This is a genomic window from Rhodococcus sp. 2G (assembly GCF_001886355.1).
In the GTDB taxonomy this organism is placed as follows: domain Bacteria; phylum Actinomycetota; class Actinomycetes; order Mycobacteriales; family Mycobacteriaceae; genus Rhodococcus; species Rhodococcus pyridinivorans.
The window spans coordinates 1,116,447-1,131,166 of sequence record NZ_CP018063.1 but is presented as its reverse complement, the minus strand read 5'-3'; the positions used below and the strand labels follow the sequence as shown (position 1 = coordinate 1,131,166).

12 protein-coding genes, 2 tRNA genes and 1 pseudogene are annotated in these 14,720 nt (G+C 67.2%); 5 read left to right on the top strand and 10 right to left on the bottom strand.

Features of this window, described 5'->3' with window-relative positions:
• Positions 1 to 24: 24 nt before the first annotated feature.
• The 5 genes from BO226_RS05315 to BO226_RS05295 all read right to left on the bottom strand — a co-directional run bounded on the left by BO226_RS05315 (position 25) and on the right by BO226_RS05295 (position 5,673).
• Entirely contained in the window at positions 25 to 681 is a 657-nt protein-coding gene (locus BO226_RS05315) for a PaaI family thioesterase (RefSeq protein WP_071934761.1), read from the bottom strand.
• On the bottom strand, positions 678 to 1,547 hold the full coding sequence (locus tag BO226_RS05310) for a MaoC/PaaZ C-terminal domain-containing protein (protein ID WP_071934760.1): 870 nt from the start codon (positions 1,545 to 1,547) through the stop codon (positions 678 to 680). Before BO226_RS05310 ends, BO226_RS05315 begins: the two co-directional genes overlap by 4 nt.
• Positions 1,548 to 1,552: 5 nt before the next feature.
• The gene (locus BO226_RS05305) at positions 1,553 to 3,742 is read right to left on the bottom strand and encodes an acyl-CoA dehydrogenase (RefSeq protein ID WP_016691873.1); all 2,190 of its coding nucleotides are present in this window, start codon (positions 3,740 to 3,742) and stop codon (positions 1,553 to 1,555) included.
• 31 nt (positions 3,743 to 3,773) lie between these two features.
• Positions 3,774 to 4,937: a steroid 3-ketoacyl-CoA thiolase gene (locus tag BO226_RS05300; RefSeq protein ID WP_071934759.1), complete on the bottom strand. Its 1,164-nt coding sequence runs from the start codon at positions 4,935 to 4,937 to the stop codon at positions 3,774 to 3,776.
• A gap of 118 nt (positions 4,938 to 5,055) precedes the next feature.
• Positions 5,056 to 5,673, bottom strand: coding sequence for a TetR family transcriptional regulator (locus tag BO226_RS05295; RefSeq protein WP_071934758.1), 618 nt, complete (start codon positions 5,671 to 5,673; stop codon positions 5,056 to 5,058).
• Between the two features lie 203 nt (positions 5,674 to 5,876).
• Here BO226_RS05295 and BO226_RS05290 point away from each other — a divergent pair, with 203 nt between their 5' ends.
• On the top strand, positions 5,877 to 6,797 hold the full coding sequence (locus tag BO226_RS05290; RefSeq protein ID WP_071934757.1) for a 3-oxoacyl-ACP reductase: 921 nt from the start codon (positions 5,877 to 5,879) through the stop codon (positions 6,795 to 6,797).
• A 34-nt stretch (positions 6,798 to 6,831) separates the two neighbouring features.
• Positions 6,832 to 7,575 (top strand): SDR family NAD(P)-dependent oxidoreductase, encoded by a 744-nt coding sequence (locus BO226_RS05285; RefSeq protein ID WP_019289045.1) that lies wholly within the window; start codon positions 6,832 to 6,834, stop codon positions 7,573 to 7,575.
• 93 nt (positions 7,576 to 7,668) lie between these two features.
• Here BO226_RS05285 and clpX read toward each other — a convergent pair whose 3' ends face one another.
• From clpX to BO226_RS05260, 5 genes are all read right to left on the bottom strand, one after another.
• Entirely contained in the window at positions 7,669 to 8,946 is a 1,278-nt protein-coding gene (clpX, locus tag BO226_RS05280) for an ATP-dependent Clp protease ATP-binding subunit ClpX (RefSeq protein ID WP_006551142.1), read from the bottom strand.
• Positions 8,947 to 9,176: 230 nt separating this feature from the next.
• Entirely contained in the window at positions 9,177 to 9,839 is a 663-nt protein-coding gene (locus BO226_RS05275) for an ATP-dependent Clp protease proteolytic subunit (protein WP_016691867.1), read from the bottom strand.
• A 46-nt stretch (positions 9,840 to 9,885) separates the two neighbouring features.
• Positions 9,886 to 10,473 (bottom strand): ATP-dependent Clp protease proteolytic subunit, encoded by a 588-nt coding sequence (locus tag BO226_RS05270; protein ID WP_006551141.1) that lies wholly within the window; start codon positions 10,471 to 10,473, stop codon positions 9,886 to 9,888.
• Positions 10,474 to 10,654: 181 nt separating this feature from the next.
• Positions 10,655 to 12,040: a trigger factor gene (tig, locus tag BO226_RS05265; RefSeq protein ID WP_346772272.1), complete on the bottom strand. Its 1,386-nt coding sequence runs from the start codon at positions 12,038 to 12,040 to the stop codon at positions 10,655 to 10,657.
• A 73-nt stretch (positions 12,041 to 12,113) separates the two neighbouring features.
• Positions 12,114 to 12,190 (bottom strand) — tRNA-Pro (locus tag BO226_RS05260).
• A gap of 139 nt (positions 12,191 to 12,329) precedes the next feature.
• Here BO226_RS05260 and BO226_RS05255 point away from each other — a divergent pair.
• The 3 genes and pseudogenes from BO226_RS05255 to BO226_RS05245 all read left to right on the top strand — a co-directional run.
• A tRNA-Gly gene (locus BO226_RS05255) sits at positions 12,330 to 12,403 on the top strand.
• A 396-nt stretch (positions 12,404 to 12,799) separates the two neighbouring features.
• Positions 12,800 to 13,957, top strand: a complete 1,158-nt coding sequence (locus tag BO226_RS05250; protein WP_071934756.1) for a carboxylate-amine ligase — start codon at positions 12,800 to 12,802, stop codon at positions 13,955 to 13,957.
• A gap of 73 nt (positions 13,958 to 14,030) precedes the next feature.
• Positions 14,031 to 14,516, top strand: a pseudogene (locus BO226_RS05245) (alcohol dehydrogenase catalytic domain-containing protein); the annotation flags it as partial.
• Positions 14,517 to 14,720 lie beyond the last annotated feature (204 nt).

Sequence of the window (14,720 nt, the reverse complement as noted above, 5' to 3'; positions counted from 1 at the left end):
CGACGGCGTGTGCGGCGCAGGCCGTCAGCGAGGACGGGGAACCGTCCTGTCGATGAACAGCGCCTCCACGGACACGCACACCGTGCCGTCCGCGGTCCTGATCTCGCCGACCGTGTTGATCTTGCGGCCGTCCTGCTCGACCAGACGACCGGTGATCGTCAGCGGCTCGAACAGTGGGGTCGGCCGGTGGTACCGCACGTTGAGCTGTGCGGTGGCGCCGCTGCGCCCGGCCCAGGCGTTCGCCACACCCAGCGTGTGATCGAGCAGGAGGGCGGAGACTCCGCCGTGCACGTGCCCGGGCGGGCCCTGGTACGGGAAGGTCAGTTCGACGACGCCTTCCACCGATCCGTCTTCGCGACCGGCCAACACCAGCGGCGGAGCGAGCGCGTTCTCCGGACCGGTGACCGGATCGTGCCGGGTGACGCCCTCCCCGTGCCACATGTCGATCAGTCGCTCCCGCACTTCGGGAGCGTGTTCCTCGAGGTGCGCGGCGATATTGTCGAGCTCTTCGGCGACCCGCTCGAGATTCGCGTTGCCACGGTCGGTGCGCAGCAACGCGTCCACCACGCGCCGCGCGGCGGCGGTGGCGCGGTCGACGGCGGTGTCCTGCGGTGCCGAGGTCAGAACCGTACCGTCGGGCGCGTGTCCGACGACGGGGTGGGTGTCCGGGTCGACTCTCATCGAATCTCCATCGTGGCGTGGGTGAGCACCGGTTGCCCGTCGCGCTCGGGACATGTGGCGAGCAGGGTGAGGGTGTCGCCGTCTCGCCAGACCTCCGTCTCGATCGTCTCCCCGGGGTACAGCGTGCCGGCGAAGCGGACCGACAACGACCGGACCCGGGTCGGGTCTCCACCGAGCACACCGTCGACGACGGCCTTGCACACGACACCGTACGAGGCGAGTCCGTGCAGGATCGGCCGATCGAAACCGGCTGTCTTCGCGAGTTCGGGATCCGCGTGCAGCGGGTTCATGTCGGCACTGAGCCGGTACACCAGTGCCTGTTGCGTGCTCGTAGGTGACACCAGGGTCTTGTCGGCGTCCCGTTCCGGCACTGCGTTCGACACATGGGGCCCGGCGTCTCCGCCGAAGCCGCCCTCACCGCGCGCCCAGATCTGCATCGCACTGGTCCACAACGGGTTTCCGTCGGCATCCACTGCGGACTGTTCGAGCACGATCACGGCGGCCTTGCCCTTGTCCCACACATCGGAGATGCGAGACGAGACGGTCGCCGAACCCGAGATCGGGATCGGGGCGTGCACGGTGACGGACTGGCCACCGTGCAGGATCCTGCGCAGGTCGATGTCGATTCCCGGCAGGCTCAGTCCGGCCTGTGTCACCGCACCGGCAGAGACACCCTGACCGGCGACCATCGCGAAGGTCGGCAGGACCCGCAGGTCCTTCTCGTACACCCACCGCAGTTCGGCGGGATCGAGCGAGTCGACACCCGCACCCAGACCGAGGTGGTAGAGGATCACATCGCGTTCGGTCCACGAGGCATCGCGGACGGTGGGCGTAGCGGAGAGCGCGACATCGGTATCGATGGGCATGGGCGTCACTTTCCGGGTTCGGGATCGCGGGGCAGGCCGAGAAGCCTCTCACCGATGATGTTCAGCTGGACGTTGGTCGTCCCACCGGCAATGGACATGCACTGCACGTTGAGGAACATGTGGGTCGCCGAGGTTCGGTCCTGGTCGTCGAGCAACGACGCAGTACCGGCCCAGTCCATCGCGGTCTCCCAGACCTGCTGGAGGTGCTCGACGCCGAGGAGCTTGGCGACGGAGGACTCGGCACCCGGCTGTGCACCGGCCAGGGACCGCAGAGCGGTACGCAGACCCATGAGGCCACCGGACGCGGCATCGCCGAGAACCTTGCCGAGGACGGTGAGTTGTTCGTCGTCCGGCCCACCGGGCATACCGTTCGCGAGCGCCATGAGGGTCTCGCAGCCGGCACCGAAAGTCGAATCGTGCGAGAGGGAGACGCGTTCGTTCGCGAGGGTGGTACGGGCGAGCTTCCATCCGTCCCCGGGCTCGCCGACGAGGCACTCGTCGGGCACGAACACGCCGTCGAGGAACACCTCGTTGAACAGGGCTTCGCCGGTGATCTCCCGCAGCGGCCGGATGTCGAGCCCCTCGGTGTTCCTGATGTCGATCAGGAAGTAGGACAGGCCTTTGTGCTTGGGCGCTTCCGCGTCGGTGCGGGCGAGGCAGATGCCCCAGTCCGCGACCCGCGCCATCGACGTCCACACCTTCTGGCCATCGAGCCTCCATCCGCCGTCCACCTTGACGGCCTTGGTGGACAGGCCCGCAAGGTCGGACCCGGCGCCGGGCTCGGAGAAGAGCTGGCACCACACGAGATCCCCGCGCAACGACTGCGGGACGAATCGCTCGATCTGCTCGGTACTGCCGTGCGCGATCAGGGTCGGCACCACCCAGTTGCCGATGATCATGTCGTGCGGTTCGAGTTCGGCGGCGCGCAGTTCCTCGGCGACGACGAGTTGCGTGACGGCGTCGGCGGCCTTCCCCCACGGTTCGGGCAGGTGGGGAGCGGTGTAGCCCTTCTCCGCCAGATACGCCTTCCGCGCTGCGTTCTCCAGCGACTTCGCCGGCTCGAGTTCGGCACGGACGTCGGCGCGGATCCGTTCCGCCTCGGGCGGAAGATCGACGCTCAGCACGCGGCGGGCACCGTCGAGCGTGAGGTGGGCGACCCGGCGCCGCCACGACGCCGTGGAGCCGAGCAGGATCCGGAGGGACTGCGCGCGGCGCATGTACAGGTGCGCGTCGTGCTCCCAGGTGTAGCCGATACCGCCGAGCACCTGGATGCAGTTCTTGGTGACCTGGAAGGCGGCCTCCGGGGCGATGGACGCGGCGACCGCCACGGCCAGCGACGCCTCGTCGTCCGGCACGTCCTCGCGCCGCGCTCGCGCTGCGTCCCAGGCCACGACCCGAGCCTGTTCGGTGAGGCAGAGCATCCGGGCGACGGTGTGCTTGACACCCTGGAACTGTCCGATGACACGGCCGAACTGCTTGCGGACCCGCGCATAGTCCGCGGCGGTGGTGGTCGCCCAGTCCGCGAGACCGGCGGCCTCGGCGGCGAACAAGGTCGCGGCGATATCGACGATCCGATGCGGGTCCGATCTCAGCACGTCCCCGTCGGACAACGTCAGGGCGCTCACGGTGATCTCGGCGTTGCGGCGGATCACGTCGTAGCTGGGCAGGTTCGTGACCTCGACCCGGTCGCGGGTCACGACGACGAATACCCGCTCACCACCGTCGTCGGCCGCGAGCAGGAACACATCCGCGACCTGGCCGCCGAGGGCGACACCGGAGGTTCCCGAGAGGGTGACGGAATCGCCGTCGCGCTCCACGCGCAGGTCCCCCGGCTGCAGGGCGACCGCACCGAACAGCGAACCGTCCGCGAGCCCGTCGAGTTCGCTGCGACGGCCGGCCTCGTCGAGGACCGCGGACACGATCACGGTCGGAAGGAACGGGCCCGGCACCATGGCCCGTCCGAGTTCTTCTGCGACGATCGCCGTTTCGAGTAGTCCGAAACCGGCGCCTCCGACCTCTTCGGGCAGGTGCAATCCCAGCATGCCGAGTTCGGCGAACGAGCTCCAGTACGTCGGGCGGGCTTCCGTCTTCGCTTCGACGGCCGTGCGGATCACGTCGGGTGTGGCGTGTCGTGCCGCCCAGCCGCGCACGGAGTCGCGGAGTTCGCGGTCCTCGTCGCTCAATCCCAGAGTCATTACGGGTCCTTTGGGTAGAAGATGTCCGGCGTCAGATGCGCTCGATGATGGTGGCGGTGGCCAGCGCGCCACCCGCACACATCGTGACCAGTGCAGTCGAACGGCCCGAGCGTTCGAGTTCGTGCAGGGCACTGGTGATCAGTCGCGAGCCGGTGGAACCGACGGGGTGGCCGAGCGCGATGGCGCCGCCGTTGACGTTGACCTTGCTCATGTCGGCCCCGTGGACCTGAGCCCAGGACAACACGACCGAAGCGAAGGCTTCGTTGATCTCGACGATGTCGATGTCGGACAAGGACATTCCGGTGCGTTCGAGTACCGCGCGAGTCGCGTCGATGGGGCCGTCGAGGTGGTAGTACGGGTCCGAACCGACGAGCGTCGACGCGAGGATACGGGCACGTGGCCGCAGACCCGCCTCGCGCGCCTTGTCCTCACTCATCAGCAGTACGGCGGCCGCGCCGTCGCTGACCTGGGAGGAGTTTCCGGCGGTGTGGATTCCGTTCTCGATGACCGGCCGGAGACCGGCGAGTCCTTCCGCGGTGGTTTCGCGAAGACCTCCGTCACGCGTCACGGTCGCGATCTCACCGGTGGGCTCGCCCTCCTTGGTCACGACCGGCGCCTGCACCGGGACGATCTCGCGGTCGAAGCGCCCCTCGGCCCACGCGGCTGCGGCGCGACGCTGCGACTCGAATCCGAGAGCATCGACATCGTCACGTTTGATGCCGCGCTTGTGGGCGATACGTTCGGCAGAGGTGAACTGGTCGCCCATGTCGATCGACCAGTCGTCCGGATAGGGGTTGCCGGTGCCCGGGGCGTTTGCCTGGCCGAGGAACACGCGGCTCATGACCTCGACGCCGCATCCGATTCCGGCGTCGATCTGCCCGGACGCGATCAGTCCGGCCACCATGTGGACCGCCTGCTGCGACGAACTGCATGCGCAGTCGATGGTGGTCGCGGCGGTCGTGTACGGGAGACCTGCGTGGAGCCAGGCCTGCCGAGTCACGTTGTTGGACTGCTCCCCCGCTTGGGTCACGGCGCCCCCGACGAGCTGACCGACCTGGTCGGCAGGCAGTCCGGTGCGGTCGAGAACGGCCTTCTGGGCGACACCGAGCAACACCGCGGGGTGGACCCCGGCCAGCTGTCCGCGACGACGACCGATCGGTGTCCGCGCGGCCTCCACGATGACGACCTTGCTCATGCCCACTCCCAGCTCTCGAAGATATTGAAATTTATTCTAGTTACGGTGACCGCAGTTTCCCGCACGGTCCCACCGAGCGGGACGGGCCTTGCGGAATGCGGTCTTCGAGAATTGCCCGTCAGCGCGTACCGGCGGGCAGATCGACCAGCAGAAGGTCGCACGCGACGCGCAGATCGGACTCGACCTCGGGGATCGATACTCGCCCGTTGAGCGCGGACTGGACGAGACCGAACCACAGTGCCACGACCAACCGCACGACGGTTGCGTCCCGCACCGTGGGTTCCGCGATACCCGCGGCGGCCAGGAGCAGTCCGTCGAAGTGCTGGTCGATCTTCGCCACGTCGGGAATGGTGGCGGCGTTCGACGACGCGGCGGATCGGATCATCGCGTTCGCCATCAACGGAGTGCGCACAAGCGCCCGGGTGGCCTGCAGCAACGCGTCGTATACGACGTCGACAGGCGACGAGGACGACTGCGAGCGCCTGGAGAGGTGGGTTCCCATCCGATCGATCCGATCCACCATGACCGCGACGAACAGATGGGTCTTGGACGGAAAGTAGCGGTAGAGGGTCCCGATGGCGACGCCGGCGAGTTCGGCGACCTCCTGCATCCGAACGCGTTCGAGTTCCTTCACCGCCCCCAACTGTGCAGCAGCGTCGATGATCCGGCCGTATCGCGCATGCTGTTCCGCCGAACTCGGTTCTGCGGCGTCCCGGGCCTCCGCAAGTCTGGGCATGCTCGATTCCTCCCCTTCACGACCGGTGGCGCATCGGCCACTGCCGGCGATGAACGTTTCAGGTGGGCACGTCTCGTATCCCGCCTGATCCCGGCCAGTGGGACCTGTCCCGTGGGTGAACCGACCACCACCCGAAACTAGAATGAATACTGATTCCGGCGCGGTGCACTGACGAACCGCCGCAATCGAACAGGAGACGTTCCATGGGTGAATCCGTAAGTCTGGCCGGGCGCGCGGCGGTCGTGACCGGCGCCGGGGCCGGCCTGGGCCGCGCCGAAGCCCTCGCCCTCGCCGAGGCCGGTGCCGCCGTCGTCGTCAACGACATGGGCGACGCGGCGCACGAGGTGGCAGAGGAAATCGTCGCGTCGGGAGGCCAGGCCATCGCCGTCACCGGCGACGTGTCCGACTGGGCTCTCGGCGGTCGCCTCGTCGAGGACTCGGTCAAGACATTCGGGTCCTTCGACATCCTCGTCAACAACGCGGGCATCATCCGCGACAAGATGATCTTCAACCTCACCGAGTCCGACTGGGACGACGTGATCCGAGTGCACCTCAAGGGCCATGCCGCCACCTCACATGCGGCGGCGGTGCACTGGCGTCAGGCGAGCAAGGCTGCGGGTGGACCGGTCTACGGCCGCGTCGTCAACACCTCGTCGGAGGCCTTCCTCTTCGGTTCCGCCGGACAGCCGAACTATTCCGCTGCGAAGGCAGGCATCACGGCTCTGACACTGTCCACGGCGCAGGGGCTGGCGCGATACGGCGTCACCGCGAATGCGATCTGCCCCCGCGCACGCACCGCGATGACCGCCGAGGCCTTCGGCGAGGCCGGCGCCACGACCGGACTCGATCCCCTGGCGCCGGAGCGCGTGGCCACCCTCGTGCGTTACCTCGCCTCACCGGCGTCCTCGGAGATCACCGGACAGGTGTTCGTGGTGTACGGCAAGATGGTCGCGCTCATGGCCGCACCCACCGTCGAGAACCGCTTCGACGCCGCCGGTTCGGCATTCACGGTCGAGGAACTCGACGAGCAGCTCTCGTCGTACTTCACCGGCCGCGGCCCGTACGAGACCTACGCCGCCTACAGCATCGCGGAACTCGAGAAGGCCGCGCTGGCCGTCGACTGATCGCTTGACACCGGACCCACGAAGGGAGCACGCCATGAGGCTTGCAGACAAGGTTGCGATCGTCACCGGTGGCGCCGGAGGGATCGGGCGCGGCATCGTCAGAGCATTCGTGGACGAGGGTGCCCGCGTCCTGTTCGTCGACATCGACCGGCCCGCGGGTGAAGCCCTCGAAGCCGAGGTCGGCGAAGCCGGGAAATTCCTGTACGCGGACATCTCCGACGAGTCGAGCGCCGAGACGATCGTCGCGGACGCCGTCGAGCATTTCGGAAAGCTCGACGTGCTCGTCAACAACGCGCACGCGTCCCGGCAGGCGCCACTGCTCGAGACCACACAGGAGATGCTCGACCTGTCGTTCGGCACGGGCTTCTATCCGACCTTCCGATTGATGAAGGCAGCGCACGCCCAGCTCGCCGCGAACAAGGGGTCGGTGATCAACTTCGCGTCGGGAGCCGGGATCGACGGGAGCGCCACGCAGAGTTCGTACGCCGCTGCGAAGGAAGCGATCCGGGCGATCAGCCGGGTCGCGGCGAACGAATGGGCCGCGGAGGACATCAATGTCAACGTCATCTCGCCTCTGGCACTGACCGAGGGCGTCGAGGCGTACATCGCGGCCAACCCCGGCGTCGAGGAGGCGCTACTGGCGAAGACCCCGATGCACCGCTTCGGTGACCCGCAGGCCGATATCGGCCGTGTCGCGGTCTTTCTGGCCAGTGAGGATGCGTCCTACATGACGGGCCAGACACTCATGGTCGACGGCGGTACCATCACACTGCGCTGATCCACCGACGGACCGGATTCGACCGCCAACGACGACGAGCGCCTCGGCACTTTCGTGCCGAGGCGCTCGTGCAGTTCCGAAGGGTCTTCGGAATCAGGCGGTCTTGTCGCGCCGTTCCCGATCGGTCTTGCGCGGCACGATCGTCGGAAGGACGTTGTCGTTGACGGTCTCGGCGGTGACCACGACCTTGGCGACGTCGTCGCGGCTGGGGATGTCGTACATCACGGGCAGGAGCACCTCCTCCATGATGGCGCGGAGCCCGCGGGCGCCGGTGCCACGGAGGATCGCCTGGTCGGCGATCGCTTCGAGTCCGTCCTGGGAGAACTCGAGTTCGACGCCGTCCATCTCGAACAGGCGCACGTACTGCTTGACCAGAGCGTTCTTCGGCTCCGACAGGATCTGGACGAGTGATTCCTTGTCGAGATTGGTCACCGACGCGAGGATCGGCAGACGACCGATGAACTCCGGGATCAGGCCGAACTTGATGAGGTCCTCGGGCATGACGTCGGCGAAGTGGTCGGTGGTGTCGATTTCGGCCTTCGACCGAACCTCGGCGCCGAAGCCGATGCCGCGCTTGCCGACGCGGTCGGAGACGATCTTCTCGAGACCCGCGAATGCACCCGCCACGATGAACAGCACGTTCGTGGTGTCGATCTGGATGAACTCCTGGTGCGGATGCTTGCGACCACCCTGCGGCGGGACGGATGCCTGGGTGCCTTCGAGGATCTTCAGCAGCGCCTGCTGCACGCCCTCGCCCGACACGTCGCGAGTGATCGACGGGTTCTCGCTCTTGCGGGCGATCTTGTCGACCTCGTCGATGTAGATGATGCCGGTCTCGGCGCGCTTGACGTCGTAGTCGGCGGCCTGGATGAGCTTGAGGAGGATGTTCTCGACGTCCTCACCGACGTAGCCGGCCTCCGTCAGTGCGGTGGCGTCGGCGATGGCGAAGGGCACGTTGAGCATCTTCGCGAGCGTCTGCGCGAGGTAGGTCTTGCCACAACCGGTGGGGCCGAGAAGCAGGATGTTGGACTTCGCGAGTTCGACCGTCTCACCGCGGGAGTCGCGACCCTTGTCGCCGGCCTGGATGCGCTTGTAGTGGTTGTAGACCGCCACGGCCAGCGTGCGCTTGGCGTCGTCCTGGCCGATCACGTAGTTGTCGAGGAAGTCGCGGATCTCGGCCGGCTTGGGCAGCTCGTCGAGCTTGACCTCGCTGGTCTCGGCCAGCTCCTCCTCGATGATCTCGTTGCAGAGATCGATGCACTCGTCGCAGATGTAGACACCGGGGCCCGCAATGAGCTTCTTGACCTGCTTCTGGCTCTTTCCGCAGAAGGAGCACTTGAGCAGATCTCCGCCGTCACCGATACGTGCCATCAGTCAGGTCCCTACTTCCTCGTGTGCGTGCAACCGGTCCCGCAACCACCACACGGGGCGGTCCCGGGGAGCGGGCCCTTTGATCGACCGTACCCGGATGTCGGCGCGCAGGTCGACCGGTTCTGCGCGTTTCCGGTCATATTTGTACACCACAACATGTGTCGGCGATCACAGTCCCGGCGTCGGTGGTTCCGGAAGGCACCGTGCCTTCCGGAACCGCCTGCGACGTTCTACTTCTGGGCCGAGAGCTTGCGGTACTCGAGGACCCGGTCGATCAGACCGTATTCGACGGCCTGCTCCGCCGTGAGGATCTTGTCCCGATCGGTGTCTTTGCGGATCTGCTCGGGATCCTTACCGGTGTGCTTCGAGAGCGTGTTCTCCATGAGGGTACGCATGCGCTCGATCTCGGCGGCCTGGATCTCGAGGTCGGAGACCTGTCCCTGGATGCCACCCGTCGCGGGCTGGTGGATGAGCACGCGAGCGTTGGGCAGCGCCAGACGCTTGCCGGGGGTGCCGGCGGCGAGCAGGACGGCCGCGGCGGATGCCGCCTGCCCGAGGCACACCGTGGTGATGTCGGCGCGGACGTACTGCATGGTGTCGTAGATCGCCATGAGCGAGGTGAACGAACCACCCGGCGAGTTGATGTACATGGTGATGTCGCGGTCGGGATCGAGCGACTCGAGCACCAGCAGCTGGGCCATCACGTCGTTGGCGGACGCGTCGTCGACCTGGACGCCGAGGAAGATGATGCGCTCTTCGAACAGCTTGTTGTACGGGTTGGATTCCTTGACGCCGTAGCTCGAGTGCTCGATGAACGACGGGAGGATGTAGCGGCTCGCGGGCGAGGCAGGAGCGGCGCCGCCGAGCTGGCGCGGATCGAACATGTTGGTCATCGCTTCTCCAAGAATTCGGTGGTGTGAGGGCAGATCGGGCCGGGACCTAGTTGGCGGTGCCGCCGGCCTGCTGCGCCCGGGAGACGACGTGGTCGACGAAGCCGTATTCGAGCGCCTGCTGCGCCGTGAACCAGCGGTCGCGGTCGGAGTCCTTGGTGATCTGCTCCACCGACTGGCCCGTGTGCTCCGCGATGAGCTCGGCCATCTCGCGCTTGGTGTGTGCGAACTGCTCCGCCATGATCGCGATGTCGCTCGCCGTACCACCGATGCCTGCGGACGGCTGGTGCATCATGATCCGCGCGTGCGGGAGTGCGTAACGCTTGCCCTTGGTACCGGCGGAGAGCAGGAACTGACCCATCGAGGCGGCGAGACCCATCGCGAAGGTCGCGACATCGCACTCGACGAACTTCATCGTGTCGTAGATCGCCATACCGGCGGTGACCGAACCGCCCGGTGAGTTGATGTACAGGGAGATGTCGCGGGTGGGGTCCTCGGCCGACAGCAGAAGGATCTGCGCGCACAGTTTGTTCGCGATGTCGTCGTCGACCTGGGTGCCCAGGAAGATGATGCGCTCGCGGAGCAGGCGTTCGTACACCGAGTCGCTGAGGTTCAGCCCAGCCGTGGCCGAGGTCATCGCGGGACCGATGGATGTCGCCGGATTCTGAGGAGTCACGGGTACCTGCCTTCTCGTCGATCGTGGGTTGCTGACACTGACACTAACGAAACGGGGCGGCACCGGATGCCCGGTGCCGCCCCTCTTCGCTGAAAGCGGAAATTCGTGCCCCTGGGGTTTCGAATCTCCGCGGGTCGCCCGACTACTCGGAGGCCGAGTCCTCGGTGGTCTCCGCCTCGGCGTTCTCGCCCTCGGCGTCATCGTCCTTCTTGGTGCCGAACAGCTCGGCGGTGTCGACGGTCGCACCCGTGGTGTCGGTCACGTTGGCGCGATCGACGACGGTGCCGAGCGCCTTGCCGCGGCGGACGTCGGCGAAGACGGCACCGAGCTGGTTGGCCTGGCTGATCTGCTGGATGAACTGCTCCGGCGGGATGCCGTAGCGCTGCGCCTGGAAGAAGATGCGCTCGGTCAGCTCCTGCTGCTCGACCGTGGTGTTCTCCGCCTCGGCGATCGCGTCGAGGAGCAGCTGGGTCTTCACCGAACGCTCGGCGGACTCGCGTGCTTCCTTGTCGAACTCCTCGCGGCTCGAACCCTGGGCCTCGAGCAGCTCGTTCAGCTTGGTCTCGTCGTGATCGAGCTCGTGGATGGCGTCGTGCAGCGCGCTGTCGACCTCGGCCTGGACGGCAGCCTCGGGAACCGGGATGTCGACGGTCTCGAGGAGAACCTCGAGGACCTTGTCGCGGATCTGGCCGGCCTGCTCGACCTGCTTGACGCGCTGGACGCGCTCGCGGAGGTCGGCCTCGAGCTCGCCGATGGTGTCGAACTCGCTCGCGAGCTGCGCGAACTCGTCGTCGGCCTCGGGCAGCTCGCGCTGCTTGACGGTGTTGACCTTGACGGTGACGACGGCTTCCTTACCGGCGTACTCGCCGGCGACCAGCGTGGAGGTGAACTCCTTCGACTCGCCGGCGGACAGGCCGATGATCGCCTCGTCGAGTCCGTCGATGAGCTGGCCGGAGCCGACCTCGTGCGACAGGCCCTCGGTGGCGGCCTCGGGAACCTCGTTGCCGTCGACCGTCGCGGACAGGTCGATGGAGACGAAGTCGCCGTCCTGCACCGGACGCTCGACACCCGTCAGGGTGCCGAAGCGCTGACGCAGCGACAGAAGCTGCTCGGCGATGTCCTCGTCGGTGATCTCGACGGGATCGACGGTGACGGCGATCTCGGAGAAATCGGGGAGGGTGATCTCGGGACGCACGTCGACCTCGGCGGTGAACGCCAGCTCGACGTTGTCCTCGAGCTTGGTGACGTCGATCTCGGGCTGGCTGATGACCTTGACGTCGTTCGCGGTCACGGCTTCGCTGTAGCGGCTCTGGATGGCCTCGTTGATGACCTGGTCCAGGACGGCTCCGCGGCCGACGCGGGCCTCGAGGATCTTGCGAGGTGCCTTACCGGGGCGGAAGCCCGGGATGCGGACCTGGCCGGCGAGGGCCTTGAAAGCGCGGTCGAAATCAGGCTGGAGCTCCTCGAAGGGCACCTCAACATTGATACGGACTCGCGTCGGGCTCAGCTGCTCGACGGTGCTCTTCACGGACATGCTCCTTCTGTCGTGCTCTCTTGTCGGTCGTTCGTGTCACTACTGAGCGCGCTGACGCTGTTCGATCTGGTCGGGATGACAGGATTCGAACCTGCGACCCTCCGCTCCCAAAGCGGATGCGCTACCAAGCTGCGCCACATCCCGGTCGTGAAGGCACCGCATCCGACCGCGGGACCCATCGCAGAATCCTACGGCCCCCCGATTATGAAATCCAAAGCGAGGTCCGGTACAGTCTCATCTCGCAAGCCGCAGCACCGGTCGACACCGGCGCTGCAGGCGCAACGGGGATGTAGCTCAATGGTAGAGCCCCAGTCTTCCAAACTGGCTACGCGGGTTCGATTCCCGTCATCCCCTCCACGGAGGAAGCCCGCCGGGTGCACACAGCACCGGCGGGCTTCGTCGTTCCGGACCGTCCCGTCCGGCCCAGCCCGTCCGCATTCCGACGACCGCACGAACCACCGCGTCGTGATTCCTCGTCGCGTCCCTCCAGCGGACGCGACCGCGAACGGGTGGGGCGTCGTCGGATGACACCGTAGGGGGTGTGGAGGGACCGGCCCCGCCCCACCTCCGGTCGGTCCCTCTCCACCATCGAATGCCGTTCTCCGGTGTGAAATCCGAGTATCGTCGTCTCACCCCCGTAGGTCAGCGGTCGGTCGAGAAGGCGCCGGCGTCAACGACGGCGCCGGCTGTACCGACGGCGCCTCGCTATGCAGGGAGGCAACGATGCCTCGGCGCCACAGACCGACTCCGGACATGCCCCCGACCCCCGCTCCGACCGTCGGCGTCGAGGAGGAGTTCTTCCTCGTCGACCCGACCTCCGAACGGCTGACCGCGAGCAACGACCTCGTCGTGGCCGCAGCCGCCCGGCTCGGACTCGACATGGACTACGAGCTCAAACGCATCCAGGTCGAGGTGAACACACCGGTCTGCCGCAGCTCGGCCGAGTTGCGCGCGCGTGTCGTCGAGGGCCGGACCGTCGCAGCCGCGGCCGCGCGGGAGGCGCACGCGGGTCTGCTCGCGTCGGGTGTGTCGCCCACGCTCCAGAAGCTCGCGTCCGTGACGGATGTGCCGCGCTACCGGACGATGGCCGAGCGGTACGGACGTCTCGCCGAGGAGCAGGAGGTCTGCGGCTGCCACGTCCACGTCGGTGTCGCGGACCGCGAAACCGCCGTCCTGGTGTGCAATCACGTCCGGGTGTGGTTGCCCACCCTGCTGGCCGCGACGGCCAACTCGCCCATCCATCGGGGCCGCGACACCGGGTACGCCAGTTGGCGGGCGATCATGGCCTCCCGGTGGCCGTGCGCGGGTCCTCCCCCGCGGTTCACGTCGGCGGAGCACTACGACGCGATCGTCGCCATGATGATCGAGAGCGGCAACATCCTCGATCCGGGCATGATCTATTGGGACGTGCGTCCCTCGGCGCATCTGCCCACCGTCGAGATCCGGGTGAGCGACGTGCCGGCGACGGTCGACGAGACTGTTCTCCTGGCGATGCTCGTCCGCGCGCTCGTCGCCACCGCCGAACGAGAGGTCCGGGCGGGCATCACTGCTCCTCCGGTCGCCGACGAGGTCGTCCACGCCGCGTACCTGTGCGCTGCTCGTGAGGGGCCGACCGGACGTGCCGTCGACGTGTTCACCGGGCGGCCCACCACCGCGCAGCAGTCCTTCCGCGCCTTCCTCCGGTACATCGGCCCCCGACTCGAGGAGGCCGGCGACCGCCGGTGCGCGGTGGCGATGTGGGAGGCGATCCTCGCCCGCGGCACCGGGGCGATGCTGCAGCGACGCGCGTTCGCCCGCCGTCACGCCGTCGCCGACGTCGTCGACGCGCTCCACCGGGCGTTCGTCGCCGGACCGCAGACCCCTCCACTGTCCGGCGGAGCCCATCCCGCCCCGGACGTCCCCGCGCTCTGATCCCGCGACCTGCCGTTTGGAGCGCCTTCCCTCGGGTATTCGCGACCACACGAGCCAGGACGAGGGAGCACGTATGCGCGCGATGGTCTATCGCGGCCCCTATCGGGTCCGCGTCGAAGAGAAGGACATTCCCCGGATCGAGCACCCCAACGACGCCATCGTGCGCGTCGAGTTGGCGGCGATCTGCGGTTCCGACCTGCACCTCTACCACGGGATGATGCCCGACACCCGCGTCGGTACGACCTTCGGTCACGAGTTCGTCGGGGTGGTCCACGAGGTCGGGCCGTCGGTGCAGAGCCTGAAACCCGGCGACCGGGTCATGGTCCCGTTCAACGTCTTCTGCGGGTCGTGCTTCTTCTGCGCGCGCGGCCTGTACTCCAACTGCCACAACGTCAACCCCAACGCCACCGCGGTCGGCGGCATCTACGGCTACTCGCACACCTGCGGCGGCTACGACGGCGGCCAGGCCGAGTTCGTGCGGGTGCCGTTCGCCGACGTCGGCCCAACGATCGTGCCCGACTGGATGGACGGCGAGGACGCCCTGATGCTCACCGACGCCCCGTTACCTTCTTCGTAGTCCCGCACCGCGGGACCACGGTCGCCAAGTTCGGTATGACTTCTTGCCCCTGTCTCTCGAATGATCCGGGGGGTGGTGTCGCCGAACCTGGTGACGTCGATGGACCGCTGATAGGGACACGGCCACCGGATTTGCGGTAGGTCTCTTCGTAACGTGGGTGCCGGGTATCGACGTCGGATCGGTGAC